This is a genomic window from Chryseobacterium sp. Marseille-Q3244 (genome assembly GCF_940807095.1).
GTDB lineage: Bacteria > Bacteroidota > Bacteroidia > Flavobacteriales > Weeksellaceae > Chryseobacterium.
Map to the genome: position 1 here is coordinate 108,661 of NZ_CALNWX010000001.1, position 20,988 is coordinate 129,648.

Consider the following 20,988-nt stretch of genomic DNA (forward strand, 5'->3'; position numbering starts at 1 on the left):
CCATGTCAAGGTTTTAAACCTTGACATGGATAATTCCCGGAAATTTTTCCTTTGATACAGAAAGCTTATTCAATAAAGTCTTTGGGTTTAGAGTACGAACTTAAATCAAATTTCAGAATATCCCCTACTCTTTTGAACTCTTCATCTATAGTGGCATTTACTATAATTCTTTCGTTAGAAATAGGATGATTAAAAATCAATTGATGAGCATGAAGCGTCATTTTGTTAATGTCAAATGTTTGAAGCCACAACTTATTCTGTTTATTGCAGCCATGTTTTCTACAACCTAAGATAGGATGCAGAATATGTTTAAAATGCTTTCTCAGCTGATGAAATCTTCCTGTTTCAGGAATGGCTTCTACCAAACAATATCTCGAAGTCTGATGTTTTAAAAAAGGTAAATCTATTTCCGAAGTCTGCAAACGACGATAGTTGGTCACTGCATTTTGCTTGACTTCATTTTCATTAACCAAGTCGTAATCGATGGTTTCTTCTTCTTTGGCCCAGCCTCGAAGAATGGCAAGATATTTCTTTTCTACTTCACGTGATGCAAACTGTTCGCTCATAATTCTAAGCGTATCTTTATCTAAAGTAAACAGCAAAACTCCTGAAGTTTTGCGGTCTAGACGATGCACAGGATAAACCTTTTGCCCAATTTGTTTCTTCAGTTCCTGAATAGCATAAGTATCGGCTTCTCCTGCATAGAAAGATTTATGAACCAATAGTCCACTGGGTTTATTGATGGCAATAATGTGCTCGTCCCGATAAAGAATTTCTAACATGGTGCAAAAGTAGAAATTTTCTACTGATTCTTATTTCAGTGAGAAGGTTTAAAAATGTAAGAGGTTATTCTTATTCTAAACCTAACAGGCTTGTAGAGGCGCAGCAGTCAATAGCCCTGATTGAGCGGTATGTTTGAGCTCTTTTCTTAGTTTCGGCGGCGGCAAAGCCGCCGCCGAAACTAAGAAAAAGCGAGTAGCGAAAGCAGGTTCCCGGCTCCTAAAAAACAAAAAAAGACCTATTTCAAGTATTATTATACCTTTTTTTGTTGAATTTCATGATTTTGGAATCCAAATTCATATTTTTGCACATCAGACGTAAAAAAATTATGGCAAAGCAAGAAGATGTTTTCAAGAAAGTAATTTCTCACGCCAAAGAATATGGGTTTATTTTCCCTTCAAGTGAGATCTATGATGGTTTATCCGCTGTTTATGACTATGGACAGAATGGAGCTGAACTTAAAAATAATATCAAACAATACTGGTGGAAAGCTATGGTACAGCTTAACGAAAATATTGTGGGTATTGATTCGGCAATCCTTATGCACCCAACCACATGGAAGGCATCAGGCCACGTAGATGCTTTCAACGATCCATTGATTGATAATAAGGATTCTAAAAAACGTTTCAGAGCAGACGTTTTGGTAGAAGACTATTGTGCTAAAATTGAAGATAAAGAAAATAAAGAAATTGAAAAAGCAGCGAAGAGATTCGGGGATGCTTTCGATAAGGACCAATTTGTTGCTACAAATCCAAAAATTTTAGAATACAGAGCAAAAAGAGAGGCGATTCTTTCAAGATTGGCAAAGTCTCTGGAAAATGAAGATCTTGCTGATGTAAAAGCATTAATTGAAGAGCTTGAAATTGCTGATCCTGATACAGGTTCCAAAAACTGGACAGAAGTAAGACAGTTCAACTTAATGTTTGGAACTAAGCTTGGTGCTTCTGCAGACAGCGCAATGGATCTTTACTTAAGACCGGAAACGGCACAAGGTATTTTTGTGAACTATTTAAATGTTCAGAAAACTTCACGTCATAGATTACCTTTCGGTATTGCACAGATTGGTAAAGCTTTCAGAAACGAGATTGTTGCAAGACAGTTTATCTTCAGAATGCGTGAATTCGAACAAATGGAAATGCAGTTCTTCGTAGCTCCGGGTACAGAACTGGAATTCTACGAAAACTGGAAACAAAAGCGTCTGAACTGGCACTTAGCTTTAGGATTAGGGAATGATAATTACAGATTCCACGATCACGAAAAATTAGCGCACTATGCCAATGCAGCGGCTGATATTGAATTCAACTTCCCGTTTGGTTTCAAAGAATTGGAAGGAATTCACTCAAGAACTGATTTTGACCTTAAGGCTCACGAAAAATTCTCCGGAAGAAAGCTTCAGTTCTTCGATCCTGAAAGAAATGAAAACTATGTTCCTTATGTAGTGGAAACGTCTGTAGGTTTAGACAGATTATTCCTTTCTATTTTCTCTCACTGCTTAAAAGACGAAGTATTAGAAGACGGTTCTGAAAGAACAGTTTTATCTTTACCTCCGGCTTTAGCGCCAATTAAAGCGGCTATTCTTCCATTAATGAAGAAAGATGGTTTAGCAGAATATGCAGAAAAGATCTTCAACGATCTGAAATACGATTTCAACTTATTCTACGAAGAAAAAGATGCGATCGGAAAACGTTACAGAAGACAGGATGCGATCGGTACTCCATACTGTATCACCGTAGACCATGATTCATTAACAGATCATACCGTTACCATCAGAGACAGAGATACGATGCAGCAGGAAAGAGTTCCGGTTTCAGAGTTAAGAAGGATCATTGATGAGAAGACCAACTTCAGAAATCTACTTTCTAAAATATAATGTAAAAGCCCTGATAATTCAGGGCTTTTTCCTTTTCAAAAAATATTCATATCCGTATTGGGAAAATGATTACTTTTGAAGCAATTAAAAAAACTAATTATACCTATGAAGAAATTAATTATTTCATCACTTGTTTTGGCAGTAATGGCCAGCTGCAGTTCATCAAATGATGACAGTACAGATAACAACAATAATAATCAATCTACTCCTTATCTTCTAAAGAAATCAACCGAGATTACTCAGGACGGCGATTCTTTTACTATAGAGTATAAGTACAACGGTACAAGAATAGTTGAAGCTTTTGATGTTGCAGATAATGAAAAGACATTATATACGTATGACGGAGATTATATCATAAAATCTGAAGTATATTCCAAGACTGGTGCACTACAAATTATGAGAGAGTTTTCTTATGCCAACGGAAAACTGATTTCTGAAAAAGTAACGGATAAACACCAGCCCGGAACACTGGTTTACACCGAAACCCTTCAATATCTGAGTGACAGCCATGTAAAACATAAAGCTCTTCAAACCTATCTCTATAATCCAACGACCGGAACTTACTCAGATATTAAGTACCAGGACAAAGATATTTATCTGGATGCTAATGGAAACCTGCTTTCAATCACTTATTCGAACAACGGAACAACCTACAGTACTACATTTTCTTATGACGGCAATAACCATCCTATGAAAAACGTAAAAGGGTATATAAAAATGGATCTATTCTCTCTCTCAGATGGGGAATTAGGCTACAATAACCTGGTAAAAGCAGATGGAAATTATGCAGGGGCATCGAATGGAACGACCAAGACCAGCGCCGTTCATACTCTTAATACCGCTAATTACCCTACTAAATCGGTAATGACCTATACAAGCTCTGCTTTTGGAACCAATAAACACACTTACCTTTACGAGTATAACAAGTAATTGTTTACTTTATTAAGATACTGAGCTCTGATTTTTCAGGGCTTTTTATTTTCTTTAACAAAGAGTACTATAATTTATTATTTTAGTTCAAAATTCAACCATGAAAAAAATTACTTTATTGATGTTTGGACTTACCCAAACATTTGCATTTTCCCAAACTCAGGATTTAACAACATTAGCCGCAGGAGATCATGTAGGAATGAATGCTCTATTTGATGATAAAGACAATCTTTATGGCTATGTTTCCCTCTATTCTTATGGGAAATCCGGAGAAAAGGCAAAGAAGTTTGAATATGTTATTTTAGACAAAAATCTTAACCCCGTTGCGAACAGGGAATTCGAAGGAGATATTACAGCAGCTTCCTATAGAGGATATGTGGACTTCAAAGGACAGATTATTCTCAAACCTTCTATGATGGATTATTCCCTGGTAAAGAGCAGAGAAATATTCACTCCTGTTTCTATGGTCATAGATCCCAAGACAAATACAATTACCAGAAAAATATATTATGATTATCTGGAAGATGGCACTTTCAAAGAGATCAATGAACCCAAAAGCTGGAAAGAACAGCGTAAAGAAAACCGTGACGAGAAAAAGGAAAAAGGCTATAATTATGTTTCGGCAGTTGGAGAATTAAAAGAAGGAGGTTATTTTGCTATAGAATATAAGGATTATGGAAAGTATCAAAACAGCAATAACCTGATCCGTTTTGATACTAACAAAAAGGAGGTCTGGAGGTATAAGTACAATACCGAAGGTAGCAAAAATATTTTCACCACATTATCGGTTCTTGAAAGAGATGAAAACTATATGTATTGTGTGATGAAAAAGGTAAATGAAAAAGACAAAACATTCAGTCTTCTGGTCATTGACATGAAAACGGGAAAAGAAGCATCAAATAAACCTATTACAGGGCTTTCTGATGATGCTATAGATAATATTGACTCTTTCTATTCTGATTACAGAAAGCTTGATAATGATAAAACGTTTGATGACAAAGTGGTCCTCTTGGGAAGAAATTACAATAATTCTGATTTTGTAGGGTTTGCAAGAATGATGGTGGATAAGTCAAATTTTACGACAGATACCAAGGTCATTAATTTTGATCCGAATATTGCTGCTTTTCTTCCCAAAGTTGATAAAAATGGTTTTGTAGAAAATGGCTATATGCTGCAAACCAAAGACATGTATTTTATGAATGACGGAAGTGTTGGGATTTTATCCGAAAAATATAAGCCTGCAGGCCAATATTCTGCTCCTAAAACAACCGATCTTGTTTACATTTACACAGATAAAGACTTCAAAGTAAAAAATGTTCAGGTTTTTGAAAAGGAAAAATCAAAGTGGGTAAACAGTGACTACCTGTTTTCGCAATATCTTAACGGAGGTAAAGATGTGGTATTCTTCTATCGTGACTATCAGAAGGATGAAGTTACAAAGCAAAAAAGATGGAATCTCTTTATCAATACTATTATTGACGGAAAATTTAAACAGGAGATCATTCCTATTTCGGAAAAAGACAATTACACCGTTATCCCATATGTAGGAAAAGAAGGCTATATCTTACTTCGTGAGTATAATGAGAAAGAAAAATTCAACAAAATCCGTTTAGAAAAACTGAACTATTAATTAAAAATTGTTCTTTCAACATTATTGTTCACATCTGTATTCTATGTGCCTATATGGTAAAGATTTTTTTAACCCATATAGGCACGTAGGCTTTAAGTAAATAAAATTATTTGTGTATACTTGGCTAAAACGAAAAACTATCTCACATTTGAGATAGTTTTTCGTTTTAGAAATCTAAAGTATTGTGATGCTCACACCGACTTATGATACTATTTCGGTATTGTAGCAATTCCAGCGACCTGATAATAATCTGAAATATTTTTGATCTCATCCAGACTTAGATTCCACATAAAATTCAGGAACTGCTGATAACTTTCACTTTGATTTTTAGGTTCTATCCGGTCCAGATAACGATTTAGATTATAATTCTTTCTGGCTTCATAAATTTTAGCAAAACATTTACCTAACCATTCTTTATAGTATCTTTCCTCTTCTCCATCCTGAATAAACTGCATCGCTGCATAAATCCCAACTCCATAATCCTCAGAATGGAAATAGTTCGGAAGAATCTCCATCCTTGCCGTTTTTTTCAAAGCGAGATAAGCTTCGGAAGGTTTTTCCTGTTCTATGGAAGTATTCAGCTCAGGAAAAATCTTTTTAAGTTTTTCTATCCTTCTAACCATTTCGGGATGTGATGCTACAGAATCTTTGTTGAGCTTTTCTTTATAAAAATTATAATTGTAAAGAGAAAAATCCTCTTTCTTCATCCATTTCTCCTTAAACGCCTGCTTGGGAAGATCAAAAAGTTTTTTATAGGTTTCTATTTTAAGTTCTCTGGGAGAAATTGAATCAAACGTCTGAAGCACTTTCAAACCGTTGACAAATTCACTGTTCTTAAATTCACTGTTTCTAAAAATAACATACCCCAAAGAGTCGGCCTGCATTTCCTGCTTTCTTTTTTCGATGCTTTTTTTGTAAACTCTATTTTTAAAAATATCAAATGCTTTTTGATTTCGCCCCAGGCTTCGTATATCGGTAGTTTCCTTGATATTCTGCACGGTGCTTTTATCCAACTCATTTTGTTCTACAAGATTCAGAACCATTTTTAGGGTATGCTCCTCCATTTTATGCCCTAATTCATGGGAAATTACCCCCGCAATCTGCACTTCATTATCCATCCAGTTATACAGTCCCATGTTAATGACAAAAGTTCCGTCTGCAAGACAGTAAGCATTAGGAGTATTATCTCTTGCGATCAGAATTTTAAGATCCTTGGGAACTTTGGGATTATTTTTTCTAAGGCGTTCTACTAAAGATTTAATAACAACATCAAACTCAGATTTAAAAACAAAGTCTTTATTCTTCACCTGATTTTCAAAATTAGTCCCGAATTCTTTATACATCTTGGAAATTGTAGCCCCTCCTCGTCCCGAATACTGTGACCTCAGCCTTTTTATTAGGTTTTCATTATTGACTGTGAAATTTCTTAAAAATTCTTTCCGCTGAAGGTAATCTGCGGTATCTATTGTTTTATAAGTTTGGGAAATTCCTGCCACAGATAGCAGGAAGCACATCAATACAATAAGTTTTCTGGTCATATTTTTCATCAATGAAACAAAAATAATGTATTTGATAATTCATTTTCATTTTTTCATCCAAATTATTTTAAATTTGTTAAAGACCAATTGACGAAAAATGAGAATACTAAAATACATGATAGGTGGTGCTGTAGCAGGTGCAGCAGCAGCTTACTTTTTGGGATATGATTATTTATTTAGTGGCATTTCCAAAACTTACCTTAAAGGAAGATCAAGCGCCTATATTGATGATGGAAATCTGTTTCCCAGTCATCCTATTCCTACAGGATCTCCTAAACGATGGGAAGAGCATTCCGAATACAACAAAAAAGAATTACCGAAAATCTTAGTTGATAATTTAAAACATTCTAAAACGGCAGCTTTTGTAGTGATAAAAGATGGGAAGATTCTTCATGAACAATACTGGGAGGGTTATAATCAGCTCTCTCAGACCAACTCTTTTTCTATGGCAAAGGCTGTTACCGTTATGCTTTTAGGAAAAGTTTTAGAAGAAGGGATAATTAATAATATTAATGAAAACCTATCCAATTTTTATCCTAAATTTAAAGAGAAAACTTTCGGAGACCAGGTTACCATTAAGAATCTGGCTCAAATGGAATCTGGTCTTGACTGGGATGAAAACTATAATAATCCTTTTCTTCCTAATGCCAAAGCGTATTATGGAAAGAGTCTTGTAAAGGCCGTATTTTCACGAAAATTCAAAGAACAGCCGGGAACAAGATTTGAATATCAAAGCGGAACTACTCAACTTCTTGGTTTTGCTTTAAAAAAGGCACTGAAACAACCACTGGCCAACTATCTCTCTGAAAAATTCTGGATTCCAATGGGAATGGAACAGGATGCAAAATGGAGTACAGATAATTATGGAATGGAAAAAACCTATTGCTGTATCCACTCCAATGCAAGAGACTTTGCCAAACTGGGACTTTTATTTCTGAATGATGGTAAAGTTGGAGATCAGCAGGTTCTTAATACAGATTTTATTGAGCAGATGAGAACCCCAACAGAAAAGTCTGAAAACATTTACGGAATGGGTCTTTGGATCAATCACGACAACCCCATCAAACATTATTATTTTCTAGGGCTTCAGGGACAATATATCATTATGGTTCCTGAGTACAATATGGTTATTGTAAAAACGGGAAGCTATGCTAACAATCCTAAAAATGACAGGGGAAGACCAGATCAGGTGAAATTCCTGGTGAATGAAATTGTACAATTATTTCAATAAAGCTATGGAAAAATACAGTTCAAAAATAGATGCCTATATTGAAAAGTCTCACGATTTTGCGAAACCGATTCTCATTTATATCCGCGAAATCGTTCATGAATACTGTCCCGATGCTGAGGAAACTATGAAGTGGAGTTTTCCGCATTTTATCTACAAAGGAAAAAACCTTTGTGCGATGGCTTCATTCAAACAACACTGTACCTTCGGGTTCTGGCTGGAAAAAGAAATGAAAACCATGCAGGAAATCACTCAGGATATTGAAAAGAATTCTATGTTTAGCTTGGGTAAAATCACAAAGATTGAAGACCTTCCTTCAAAACCTCAGCTGAAAAAAGCGATCAAAGAAGCCATAGAACTTACGGATATGGGGGTTACCATGAAAAAAGCTGCTCCGAGCAAAACAGAAATGGAAATTCCTGATTATTTTCAATCTGCACTTAAAGCTCAGCCAAAAGCATTGGACGTTTTTAAAAAAGCTTCCCCATCATTCAGAAAAGAATACATTACATGGATTGCAGAAGCAAAAACAGAAACTACCCGGAATAAAAGAATAGAACAGTCATTGGAATGGATTTTGGAAGGAAAAGGGAGAAACTGGAAATACGAAAAAAAATAAACACAAAACACAATGAAGAAAAAAATCACTTTCTTTTTCTTTTTCATTATTTCAATTTTTACATTCTCACAGACATTTGATTTTGATGAACAATATAAATATGCACGGGTTCTTTCTTCTAAAAATCCAGACAGCTCAGAAATTGTTTTGAATCATATTATTGATTCTGCACAGAAAGGAAATTTTCCGGAATATCTTGCTAAAGCTTATTATTTAAAGTCGTACAATAGCTATCTAAGATCAGACGCCAAAAGCAGTCTTGATTTTGCAGAAAAGGCTTTAAAAATCTCCACGCAAAGCAATTATCCAATAGGGAAAGCGCTGGCTTACAGAATGCAGGGAACACAATATGCAAAACTGGGTCTTCTCAACGAATCTTCCAAAAGCCTCGAAAGTGCTTTATCTGAGGTAAAAAATAATAATACTGATGAAGGACACGAATTGAAAGGAATGATCTATAATTCTTTTTTGATTCTCCTCAATAAAAATGAGTATAAAAAGAAAGAATTCTATTCAATAAGCGCAATCCGAGAATTTCAAAAGATCAAAAACGCCTCTAGAAGAAATGAACTACTGGTCTCTGCTTATACCAATATAGGCTACAGTTTATCCGAAGTCAGCAGGTTCACAGAAGCAAAGCCATATTTTGTAAAGGCTCTTTCTTTAGTAGGTGAGAGTAATTATTATCTTAAATCTAATATTCTCAATGACATTGGATTCTCATTTTTTAAACAAAACAAGCCTGACAGTGCTGTTTTATATTACCAAAAAGCATTAGCCATCGTTAATCGGTATGGCTTTAATGAGAAAAAAATAGAGGTTACAAAAAATCTTGAAGAAGCCTATTCTCAGTTGAATGATGTTCCCAATGTTCAAAAATACAATCTTGAAAATCTTAAACTAAAAGACAGTATTGCCTACAATAAAGCCATGGCAGTCAATAAAACCCTTTCAAAAAAAGAAGAGAATTTTGATCAGCAGCTTACAAAAAGTAAAAAGATTTCAACAACCTTAGTTGCCGCCTGCCTTATTTTAACTGCAGTCCTGGGTATTGTTGTGTTTCACATCATGAGACTCAGAAAAAAGCATAAAGAAATGGTCTCTAAAATATACCAGGAAGGGATTTCTCCGGTTAGTTATGAAGAAGATCCTATAGAAAAAGGAGAAGATCCTCTACTCCAAGCTATCAACCATCCTTCAGAAATAAAAATTTCCCCTGAAGTAGAGAAAAATATTTTAATAGGCTTACAGACCTTTGAGGAAAATCTGCATTTTAATGACAAGAATATCTCGCGTTACAACCTTGCCCATACTTTGAATATTAATACAAAATATCTTTCAGCGGTCATTAAAAAGCACAAAAATTTCAACTTCAATCAGTACATCAATCATCTTCGGATCAACTATATTGTTAATCAATTAAAAAATGAACCACAATACCGGAAATACAAAATCAATCATCTTGCTGAGATTACAGGATATTCTTCACATAGTGCCTTCTCCCTTGAATTCAAAAAGGTTATAGGACTTCATCCCTCCGCTTTTATCAAAACTCTGGATGAGATCTCCTGATTATTGTTCTGCTATTGTAAGATTGTTATATCCTCCCGTGTTGTTCAAAGAGAAATTCGCCAGGTTTGAATTATTTAAATTAAACCAGATATAAGGCATCAGCCGCTGTCCCGAAGTCATATAGAATGATGCTGTACAATTACTTCCGGCATCAATATTTCCTATACTATTGGAAGACATTGTATTCACACATTTTATGGTATTCACAATATTTGCAGGCAATAACCCTGCTGTATTGTCATACAGCTGCCAGATAGCTTCTATTTGAATCGGATTTAACGGGTCTGTTGTATAATTGATGGCCAGAGGAGCCAGATCTGTTGTAAAAGTAGCCACATACACCCCATTTCGCGGAGCGGTAAAAACTCCTGTGGATGCGTTAAAGTTAGTTCCTGAATTACTTTCAAAAATCTTTGCCCAGTCTACGAGATAATTGCTCGACCGGTTTTGAAGACCCGCAGTTACTGTCGCAGCAGAAGGAACTGCAAGCTTTACATTATTGTTAGTTTTGGCAGCAATCACAATGACTTTATTACTTGCCGGCTGTGCCGTCAGTAAAGGCAGCCATTCATTTCCATTAGAATATTCCACACCGTTATTGTAACGAAGTGCCCCTTCATCTGCCGCAGCTGCTGTCAGTGAAGAAGTACCAAATCCAATCGCACCGTTTCCTGAATTTCTCGCATCAACTTTTACCGCTGGAGTAAGCATTCCTACTCCGACCCTGCCGGCAGCTGTAATTATTATATCATTACTTTGCTGAGATGGAGTAAACGATGATCCTGTAGACGGATTATCCTTCTGCCCGTCAATGTGTAAAATACCCTGTGGGTTTGGGGTATTGATTCCAACCTGCGAGAATACACAATGGAAACTTAAAAACATAAGTATAAATAAACAATTCTTTTTCATCATCTTATTTTTTATAATCCGAAAATACTTAAAGAGGTAAGGGTTGCATCTGTATCTAAAGTCTTTGAACTTCCCAGCTTCTGGTTCAGGCTCACGGTAATATTGTCTCCTTGATTTAAATTAAATATTCCTGAACAATTTCCGGCCACACGGTTTTCAATCGTATTATTTCCCGGATAGCTCCCTACACATTTGAACACTTTATTCGTTGAAGAAGAAACGGAGTTCGTCTGAATAAGTGTTTCATACCGGGAATCATTGCCAATATTTCCTGAAGCCAATGAAATGCTAAAAGAAACGACGTATACTCCTGTTTTTGAAGCTGTAAAAATTCCTGTAGATGCATTAAAACTATCGTTAACATCTGTTCTCTCTGTCCAACCCGTGATTGCAGATGGTACTCCATCAGTAAAATTCTGTGCAGAAGAATTTTCGGCATCTACAAAATCATTGGATGTTTTATGGGCCAGAGAGATCCAGGAAGTCCCATTAGAGTAGCTAAGATCCTGCGTCCCTGAGTTATACCTCAGCGCACCAGCTTTAGCAGTAGCAGCTGTCTGCACAGTTCCTCCGATCCCCATAGCATTTAATCGCTCTCCAGATCTTAGATCCAATCTCGTTTTGGGAGTTTTCGTTCCCACTCCCATATTTCCGGAAGAGGTGATCACTACATCATCATAATAGCTGGAAAGGGTGGAAGCTGAAGTATTTTTCAGACCATCCACATGTAATATCCTCTCAGGAGTAGACATATTAATTCCTACCTGAGCACTCATCCATACACTTCCGCACATGAGCAAGGCTAGTATTAATTGTTTTTTCATATTCAAATGTGTTATTGTTCTAAAATTGAAAGATTTACAAAGCCATAGTCATTACTTGCAGAAGAAATATCTGTACGTAAACTCAAACTGCCATTATAAACAGACTGATAGATCTGTGGCTGGAAGGTATCTCCTTTATTAAGTTGAACTCCTGCAACGCATGAACCTGCAACCTGTGCCTGTTTTGAGATGTTGGAAAAAGATTTCACACATTTTTTTACGATATTGCTTCCGTTTACTACATACCTGGCCTCAGAAAAATAACCGGATACAATAGGAATTCTCACAAAATCATAAGTAAAAGAGACCAGATATACCCCGGTTCGTGGAGCAGTAAAAACTCCTGTCCCCGGATTAAAGCTGACTGTAGAATCGGAGATTTCATTCCAACCGGAAATACCCGTAGAAATCTGATAAGGAATTTTAATTGCAAAGTTGGCTGCCTGAATATTCGCCACGATTACAGCCTTAGTGGGTGAAGAAATAAGATCCTGCCATACTATTCCATCAGAATACTGCATCTTCCCTCCATTTAACGGGTTATATCTTATTGCCCCACTTCCTGCCGCAGACGCAGTCTGGGAAGTCTCTCCCACCCCAATCGAATTGTCAGTATTACTGGCAGACCTTGTATCAATCTTTACAACCGGGGACAGAATACCGATTCCTATTTCTCCCAAAGAAGTAACTGCTACATCATTGGAGGCTTGTGCAGAAGAAGGAGTTCCGGATGCCGGATTATCTCTAGCTCCATCTATATGGAAAATGGTTTGGGGATTGGAGGTATTAATACCAACCTGTGCTCCCAAGGAATGTATAAAAAGACATCCGGCAATGAATATCCATTTCCTCAAAATAATTAAGTTCTTCATGTAATTTGTGATTTTAAAACGAGTATAATTCTCCACCAAAGATAGACTCAAAAACAAATTCCACACAACAGACACTGTGCGAAACAAACCATAAAACACTGAAAATGTAACGGATACACAATTGTTTTACAATATCAAAATACGGAATTTTAATATTTTTTTAAATGAAAATTTAATTTTTTATGGAATTTTTTAAAACAACGAATCTCTTTTATCTCAATTTTTCCAGTATCAATGAAACCTAAAATTAGCTTCCGGCAGCGTATTCTTTTTTAAGAAAGCTTCATACTCCGGAGATAGCTGGGCACGGCCAAAAGTATTTTCACCGCTCATGCTTCCCAAACGTACTTTATCCTTTCCGAATTTCCGGTTCATGGCATCCATCGCCTTCATTACAGGAAGATGTTGATTTTGTGTATCTTCTTCAAAAAGGCTGATCTGTCTCTGATCTTCAGGAACAAAGTCATTTACCATCACCCCTGCCCTTTTATAATGAAATCCGTCTCTGTAAACGGCTTCAAAAAGCTCATTGACGACCCTTCCAATCAATATAGATGAATTGGTTGGATTGGGAAGAATTTGGGTCATAGCATTTCTGTATTCAGGAAGGTCCTTTCTAAAACGATTTGTTTGTACGAAAACAGTAATCATTTTACAGCAGGTATTTTGCTTTCTCAATCTTTCTGAACAGTACATTCCAAAGGTTTCTACGCGTTCCCTAACGGATTCTTTATCGGTAAGCATTTGCATAAAGCTTCTGGTAACAGCAATTGATTTTTTAGGAGATGGAGCATCCAGTTCCAATTGACGAATTCCTCTTAATTCATGAATCATCCTTACCCCATGAATTCCCATAATTTTCCGAACCCACATTTCAGGTTTCTGAAGAAGGTCCCAGGCTTTATAAACACCATTATCATTCATTTTAGCAGCCAGCTTTCTCCCTATTCCCCAAACGTCTCCTATATTCAGCCATTTCAATGCCTTCTCTATTTTCTCAGGAGTATCCATAATATAAACTCCCTTACATTGCTCCGGAAATTCTTTCACAATTCTATTAGCCACTTTACATAAAGTTTTACTGGGCGCAATTCCTATGCTGACAGGAATATTTTCTTTCTCCTGAATTTCTGTTTTGATTTTAGAACAATACTCGTGAATGTCAATATATTTAAAGCCTGTAAGATCTAGAAAAAGCTCGTCGATACTATAAACTTCATACTCTAAAACATAAGAACGGGCTATATTGATTACCTGTTGACTTTTATAATTATAGAGTTCAAATTTTGCAGAAAAACTTTTTACATCATGTTGGTTGAAAAGTTCTTTGTATTTGAATGCAGGCGCTGCCATAGGAATTCCAAGGTCTTTTGCCTCCTTACTTCGAGACACTACACATCCATCGTTGTTAGAGAGAACCACAACGGGTTTGCCTTCAAGGGAAGGGTTCAGAGTCCTTTCACAGGAAACAAAAAAGTTATTGCAATCTACCAACGCATACATGACCATTGTGAATTATCTACACAAAATTATTCTTTTTCAAGAATAAAATCACTTTTTTGCCATTAATTAACATCATATTTAACACATTGAAAAACAAATAAATATTATTTTTAAATACGACATATTTTGTCGCATTAACATCCTAATTTTGTTTTCAAAAATATTTATTTTCCTCTTTGAATGAGGATGATTTTTATTATCATTCTTAAAAGCGTTTCTCCTGAATACCTCCCTTACACTCTTAGGAATCTCAAAACCACTAATCAGAAATATAACTCCATTCAGGATAAATACAAAATCTCCCAAATATTAAATCCTTTGTTATGGGTTGTACTTTTTAATATTACCCAAGGACCCTATCTTCAAAGATAAATAGAAAAACTTCTTGCTAGTGATACCTGTCTCATTATTGGAGTGAAAACAATCATTTGGAAAACAACAAAAAATGGAAAAACAATGTATGTTATCAATTTAATTCACATTTAATAGAAATATTTTTTTATTTACCTTTGAAAATCAAAACAGTTCCTTAAGAGATATTGACTTTCTCTTTGGGATAAAAAAAACACAAAAAATGCAAATAGATTTAAAAACATAAGGTGGATATCTCTGCCAGAAACCACCTAAAAAAATAAGGCAAGGACTTAAATACTTTTTAAGCACAACTATTTCTTTCATAGAAATATTCATAATCAAAAAAAAACCACATGAAAAAAATTATTTTCCTTTTTGGATTAATGTTGATAGGGCATATCTACGCCCAAAGTCCATTATCCAGATTTACTGCAGTACCCTCAGGGGGGAATACAGTTAATTTTTCAAGCACTAGCAATGGTAATCCGACCTCATTTTCATGGGAGTTTACCGGAGGAAGTCCTTCTACTTCTACCATTTCAAATCCCAATGTATCATATGCTACAGCTGGAGTTTATACCGCTAAACTTACCATTACCAATTCTGCTGGAAGTTCAGTTTCTGTAAGAACCGTTAAAGTTTCAGCAGGAAATATTATTGACTTAAGTTCCGGAAGAAATGATGACGGAACCTTAATGGATGACACAGGAGTTCCGGATTCAGACTGGACCTATACAGATCCCAATCAAATCATCAGTACACCTATTACACGTTATGCAGCAACAGCTGCTGGTTGGGCTTCTGCATCAACAGGAGGTGTCGCAGGAATTTCAAGATGGATCACCGGAAATAATGCAATTACAGGATTTCATTATTATGCAAGTAAAGAGTTTGAGGTTCCAGAGGAAGTCACTACTGCTGTTTTAAACTTAAGATCATTATCTTTTGTTAGAAACTGGACCTATCTAGTCAAAAAAAATTCTGATGGAACGGAAACAGAAACAGAAATAACGCTTACTACCTTAATGAGGGATGGAGCGAAGGGCTGGCTCAATTCCAGAAGTCCTGAAGTTGTTAATTATCCTGTAGCTCCGGGAAGATATTATATCAAAGTAAAAGCATTTACGAATTCAACAGCACAAAGACAAGCTATAGATGTGAATGCCAATGTGAATTTCGGACAAGGGTTTACCTTTTCACCCATTGCAGAATTTTCGGCATCACCCACTTCCACTTTTGTAGGAAGTACTGTACAATTTACAAACCTTTCACAGGGCACACCCACATCAACTTTGTGGAAATTCGAGGATGGAAGCAATATACTTACCTCAACTCAAAGTAATCCTACGGTAGCGTTTTCTACAACAGGGAATCATTACGCGGAATTAAGTGTAGATTATGACAATAATCTGATCTCTTCTTTAAAAATTGATAATTATATTCAGACTACTCAAATCGATGCACCAGTTGTTTCCGTGACACAACCTGATTGTAATGTTCCATCAGGATCTATAACGGTGACCTCTCCATCTTCAGGAGTTACTTACAGTTTTGATAATGGAAATACATTCCAGCCATCCAATACAATTTCAGGATTATCTTCTGGCGACTATCGGGTAAAGGTAAAAAGTACAGGAGGTTCGGTTTCAGAAGCAACGATTGTCACTATAAATACCGCGCCTGCTGTTCCTGCAGCACCAGCATTTACAGTTACTCAGCCTACATGTACGGTCAATACAGGAAGCATTACGGTAAGTTCACCTGCTTCGGGAGTAGAGTATAGCTTTGATGGCGGCCAAACCTATCAAACATCCAATACGAAGAGTGGTTTACAAGCAGGTATCTATCAGGTCACCGTTAAAAATAGCAATGGATGTACCGCTGTGGCCAGTGCAGCTATTGAAGCCAAAGATTGCAGAGATTGGACAAAAGCGCCTAACAGCTACATTTTTGACCCTAGTCAAAAAAATAATGGATTATACATTCCGGTAAAAAAAGCCTATGCAACATGGAAGGATCAAAATGGATTATTAAATGATGCTACGGTACTTGACGGCTCTCAAACGGCAGAAGTATATTGGGAAGATGTAGCAGGCTTGATTCGTTCTACCAATTATAATCTTGCAATAGAAGGTTCAGGAGAAGATGCAAATATCAAAGTAGAAATAGACAAAGCAAAAGGCAAAGGAAACGCCGTAGTTGCATTAAAGATTAACAACAAAATTGTCTGGAGCTGGCATATCTGGGTTACAGATGATCCTTCAAACGGAGTAACTTACGGACATGTAGTAGAGAGTAATACACCAGCAGGCCAGGAAAGAGCAAGATATGTGGAAAACGGAGTCACCAAAACCTTTACTCCAAAATGGATGGACAGAAATCTTGGCGCTACAAACCGTGATTTTATAGGTTATGACTGGAATAAATCGGGAGGACTTTCTTACCAGTGGGGAAGAAAAGACCCTTTTCCTTCTTTTGACTATAAAGACAGTGCAAAATATGAAATAAGCGGAACTGTTGGAGTAAAAAAACATCTATATGATTATACCGGAAATGGTGCTACGGAAAACATAACAAGCATCCAAAGACCTTATAATGATATTAACAGTAATATTAAGTATTCAGTCAACAATCCGCTGGATCTTATCTTTATGAATGCTGTATCAGGAGACGCATGGTTTGTACAAAGTATCGGGACCGATAATGTATCCAGGAAAAAAGCAGATCTTTGGGGGGATAACTCTCAGAATGCTTCTAACACATCTGGCGGAACTATAAATACTTACAAACCTAAGACAGCCTATGATCCTTGCCCAAATAACTGGAGGATACCATCATTTATTAATAATGCTGCTGCTATAAACAGTAGCAATACATTCTCTCCCTGGGGTAGAAACCGAGGTGGCAAAGGTGATGAGAAAGCTTTTTTTGATATAAAACCTACTACAGAGAATACTGTTTTAAAGGGAGTAAAAATTTATGCCAATTTAGGGATGGACTTTACCAATACCTATGCAGGAAGCTTTCCAAGAAACATGGGAATCTATCCGGGGAATGGGAAATATGTTACAGAAAAAGGGCTGTTTTATCATCAGGATTTACATGAAATCAGTATTCATTCAGCATCACTTTCTGCCCTTTTAGAAAATGATAAGAAACCTTATGAATATTACTTTTACGCTTATGGAGATGCAGGGCAGTTTGGGAGCCAATCAAAACCTGCAAAACCTGATCCGGCCTTATACCCCAATATGTTTGGTCGCTACTACCTTAATCCATATGAAAATACTTCTCCGGACGGAGCAATGGCCTGCCGTTGTATAGAGGATAAATATGTAAAGGAATATGACTTCCCAACTCAATTTTTCACCAATGAGACTATGGTTAATTATACCGAAGGCATTAAAGACCCTAACAGTTATTTAATAACCAGGACAAATGTTGAAAAAGAAATAAAGATCCCGATCAGCAAGGCATTTTCTGTGTATAATCAATATTTATCGGATCACGGAATGCTTAACTTTAACAATCTAAAAGTAAATGTATACTGGTCAGATAGTAAATCTTTGATTTCAAATATCAAAGTTGTTAATGCTCCCACAAGCAGAGACAATATAAAAGACGCCTATATTTCTGTGAAGGTTGCCCCAAATGCCACAGGGAATGCCGTGGTTTCATTGCATAACGGATCCGTTTCCAGTCCTGCTTACTGGAGCTGGCATATCTGGGTAACGAATACCATGGTAGATGAAGTGGCTTACCAGACAGAAGATGTATTGTTACCGCCTACAGCAAATTATGTGAATTTCACAAACTCTGGTGCTCAACCGATGAAAAATATATTCATGGATAGAAACCTCGGTGCTGTAGATGCATTTCCCGATGTTGCTGCTCCGGAATCTATTGATAATACCAATGAGCTTCCTTTAATCAATAACTCTGGTGGAATGCAATATCAATGGGGTAGAAAAGACCCGATACCTAGTTTTATCACACCAGGAGTAATTATGGTTTCCAATCGAGCGGTAAAAACAGGGGAATACAGTATCTGGACCTCATCCGGACCTGATGCCAACGGAAACATTTACCCTTCATCATTTACTGAACTTACAGGAAATGCTTACGAGAACAGCTACGTTAAGCGAAGAAGTATTGATTACGGAACAATTGGAATTACCAAGGCTGAAAACATTATGAATAATTTAAAATATTCTGTAGAAAACCCATTGGCTTTTATGATTCCAAATGCAAAATATACAAATAGATCAGCCCTGAATAGTTTTTACGGACAAGACTGGCTATATTCAACTCCTAATCAAATGATGGACAGATGGGGGCATGCTACTGCAAAATCTGCGTTTGATCCTTGTCCTGGAGGATGGAGAGTTCCGGATATTACTTTTACAGTACCAGATACTGACCCTGAGCATCCTCATACGAAAGATTCTAAGAATTACCCTCCTATTGAAGACAATAAAGGAAGCTCACCATGGTATAATGGGTTTTATAAGCCCAATGCCTCTGTAGATCCGTTTAGAATTCATAGTATGGGAATCAGTCAGGAAATAGGTTACGATATTAAAAATACATCAGATATTTATAATGGAGGCGTTCCTTTTTATTTGGGCAATACCGTTAAGAATACCAATACTGTATATGGATATCAGTTTGGCATTTCCAATGATGCAGATAATTCTAATTCAAAATATACGATTGGAAATTATCCTGTAACAGGAATCAGAGGCTTTAGAGACACGGAAGCCATCTCAGCTTCAATGAAATTAGGCATCTCCGGAGTATGGACTGCCGGACTGCGATCAGCGAATGGCTACGGAACGGCATATAATCTGGCTTTTTCAACAAACAGTATTACTTCATCCAAGCTAACGACAATGAATGATGCAAACATCAATCATCCAATGAATGCTATGAATGTACGATGTGTGAAAGAAGACTCAAGATTTGGGCAGGTATTGGGGACAGCGTCTAATACAGGAAAGCCTAATAAAAACGATTCAATTGCAAAAAACAGGCTGCAAAAAACTGCAGATGTTGAAACAAACACTGTGATTGATGTTTATCCAAATCCATTTAACGGCTTCTTTACCATAAAAGGAGAAAATTTAAAATCGTATGAATTGTATGATGTCTCTGGAAAATTAATTAAACAGGGAAGTCTCAAAGAAAAAACCATTCAGACCAATGATTTAGTTAAAGGACAATATGTAATAAAAATAATAACAGATACTAATACAATAAAAGTCAAAAAAATAATCAAAAACTAAGAAGATAGGCTGCCTTTTATGGCAGCCTATTTTATTTTGACGTTTCTTAATAAAAAAATACATGAAAATCATTTTTGGGCTTTGGTTTATTTCTTTAAAAAACTCATAAGACACAGGCAGTCAATTTTAGACTGTATTTATTGTTCTGGAAAGCATTAAAAATAATAACCCCACAAGCTCCTCCTTAGGTTAAGCTTATCTCCGATACTATAATTTTTATGCTCATAAATTTACTATTATCTAGCAGTGATATCCATTTACATACTCTTCAATCAAAATTCTAGGCGATAGAAAAAAGCAATATAGACAACGGTCTGAAGATTTTGAAAATAATATCTTAAAAGAAAAATCTTAGAAGTATAATTTATACACTTAATGATCCTTAACATTATACTCTTTAATCCGCTTGCAGATTTTTAATTCCCCTTATTGCTTAGTTCGGGTCTTAATAGTTCAAATTCATTCTCAACATTTTATAATTTCTTCCATTTACTTGGAATTTTTAATTAAAACACGTCAGTTTTTGTCGCTTCCCACTCCTACTTTTGCCTCAAACGATATAGATTTATGGATAAAGTAACATTAGAGAGAATTCAGAAACTTCACCCATTTGTAAGAGATGAAGTAAAGCAAATGATTAAAGAATGTGATGAAGCGCTTACCGGCAGAGCTAAGATAAGAATTACCCAAGGATTAAGATCTTTTGAAGAACAGGAAAAGCTTTATGCCATCGGAAGAATAACATCCGGAAAAAAGGTAACGAATGCCAAAGCAGGTCAGAGTATCCACAATTATGGTCTTGCTGTAGATATCTGCCTGATGATCGACGGAAAAACGGCCAGTTGGGACACTGTAAAAGACTGGGATAATGATAAGGTTGCAGACTGGTATGAATGTGTAAAAATCTTTGCAAAACATGGCTGGGATTGGGGTGGAAACTGGAAAACTTTTAAAGATCTCCCCCGCTTTGAAAAAAAGACAATTCCATCGAAGAAAGGACCTGTAAAAACCAGTTGGAGAAAGCTTTTGAAGATGTCTAGAGATCAACAAAATTATGTTGTTTTTTAATTT

The 20,988-nt window shown here is 36.2% G+C and carries 14 protein-coding genes; 8 read left to right on the top strand and 6 right to left on the bottom strand.

Going from position 1 to position 20,988, the window contains the following annotated elements:
• Positions 1 to 65 precede the first annotated feature (65 nt).
• The gene (locus NBX25_RS00470) at positions 66 to 782 is read right to left on the bottom strand and encodes a pseudouridine synthase (protein WP_250252274.1); all 717 of its coding nucleotides are present in this window, start codon (positions 780 to 782) and stop codon (positions 66 to 68) included.
• A 326-nt stretch (positions 783 to 1,108) separates the two neighbouring features.
• On the opposite strand from NBX25_RS00470, the gene NBX25_RS00475 reads away from it, so the two are divergent.
• The 3 genes from NBX25_RS00475 to NBX25_RS00485 all read left to right on the top strand — a co-directional run bounded on the left by NBX25_RS00475 (position 1,109) and on the right by NBX25_RS00485 (position 5,210).
• Complete coding sequence (locus NBX25_RS00475) at positions 1,109 to 2,650, top strand: glycine--tRNA ligase (protein ID WP_123909355.1); 1,542 nt, start codon at positions 1,109 to 1,111, stop codon at positions 2,648 to 2,650.
• A 105-nt stretch (positions 2,651 to 2,755) separates the two neighbouring features.
• Positions 2,756 to 3,580, top strand: a complete 825-nt coding sequence (locus NBX25_RS00480; protein ID WP_123909356.1) for a hypothetical protein — start codon at positions 2,756 to 2,758, stop codon at positions 3,578 to 3,580.
• Positions 3,581 to 3,680: 100 nt separating this feature from the next.
• Positions 3,681 to 5,210, top strand: coding sequence for a hypothetical protein (locus NBX25_RS00485; protein WP_250252276.1), 1,530 nt, complete (start codon positions 3,681 to 3,683; stop codon positions 5,208 to 5,210).
• 209 nt (positions 5,211 to 5,419) lie between these two features.
• On the opposite strand, the gene NBX25_RS00490 is transcribed toward NBX25_RS00485, so the two are convergent.
• Complete coding sequence (locus NBX25_RS00490) at positions 5,420 to 6,748, bottom strand: M48 family metalloprotease (RefSeq protein ID WP_250252278.1); 1,329 nt, start codon at positions 6,746 to 6,748, stop codon at positions 5,420 to 5,422.
• Positions 6,749 to 6,845: 97 nt separating this feature from the next.
• Here NBX25_RS00490 and NBX25_RS00495 point away from each other — a divergent pair, with 97 nt between their 5' ends.
• Genes NBX25_RS00495 through NBX25_RS00505 form a run of 3 tightly spaced genes read left to right on the top strand, consistent with a single transcriptional unit; the run spans position 6,846 to position 10,167 of the window.
• The gene (locus NBX25_RS00495) at positions 6,846 to 7,979 is read left to right on the top strand and encodes a serine hydrolase domain-containing protein (protein WP_250252280.1); all 1,134 of its coding nucleotides are present in this window, start codon (positions 6,846 to 6,848) and stop codon (positions 7,977 to 7,979) included.
• Positions 7,954 to 8,595 (top strand): YdeI/OmpD-associated family protein, encoded by a 642-nt coding sequence (locus tag NBX25_RS00500; protein WP_228412902.1) that lies wholly within the window; start codon positions 7,954 to 7,956, stop codon positions 8,593 to 8,595. The genes NBX25_RS00495 and NBX25_RS00500 overlap by 26 nt, the downstream gene beginning before the upstream one ends.
• Before the next feature lie 12 nt (positions 8,596 to 8,607).
• On the top strand, positions 8,608 to 10,167 hold the full coding sequence (locus tag NBX25_RS00505) for a helix-turn-helix domain-containing protein (RefSeq protein ID WP_250252283.1): 1,560 nt from the start codon (positions 8,608 to 8,610) through the stop codon (positions 10,165 to 10,167).
• Here the strand turns inward: NBX25_RS00505 and NBX25_RS00510 are convergent, their stop codons facing one another.
• The 4 genes from NBX25_RS00510 to NBX25_RS00525 form a co-directional block, all read right to left on the bottom strand.
• Positions 10,168 to 11,079 carry a hypothetical protein gene (locus tag NBX25_RS00510; RefSeq protein WP_250252286.1) on the bottom strand — a complete coding sequence of 304 codons (912 nt, stop codon included), beginning with the start codon at positions 11,077 to 11,079 and terminating at the stop codon, positions 10,168 to 10,170. It abuts the gene before it with no gap.
• 11 nt (positions 11,080 to 11,090) lie between these two features.
• Positions 11,091 to 11,903, bottom strand: coding sequence for a complement C1q domain-containing protein (locus NBX25_RS00515; protein WP_250252289.1), 813 nt, complete (start codon positions 11,901 to 11,903; stop codon positions 11,091 to 11,093).
• 11 nt (positions 11,904 to 11,914) lie between these two features.
• Positions 11,915 to 12,775, bottom strand: coding sequence for a complement C1q domain-containing protein (locus tag NBX25_RS00520; protein WP_250252291.1), 861 nt, complete (start codon positions 12,773 to 12,775; stop codon positions 11,915 to 11,917).
• Positions 12,776 to 13,006: 231 nt separating this feature from the next.
• A complete protein-coding gene (locus NBX25_RS00525) occupies positions 13,007 to 14,284 on the bottom strand; it encodes a Y-family DNA polymerase (protein ID WP_250252293.1) in 1,278 nt (425 codons plus the stop codon).
• 701 nt (positions 14,285 to 14,985) lie between these two features.
• Here NBX25_RS00525 and NBX25_RS00530 point away from each other — a divergent pair.
• Both NBX25_RS00530 and NBX25_RS00535 read left to right on the top strand, forming a co-directional pair.
• A complete protein-coding gene (locus tag NBX25_RS00530; protein WP_250252295.1) occupies positions 14,986 to 19,917 on the top strand; it encodes a PKD domain-containing protein in 4,932 nt (1,643 codons plus the stop codon).
• A 567-nt stretch (positions 19,918 to 20,484) separates the two neighbouring features.
• Entirely contained in the window at positions 20,485 to 20,985 is a 501-nt protein-coding gene (locus tag NBX25_RS00535) for a M15 family metallopeptidase (protein WP_250252299.1), read from the top strand.
• Positions 20,986 to 20,988 lie beyond the last annotated feature (3 nt).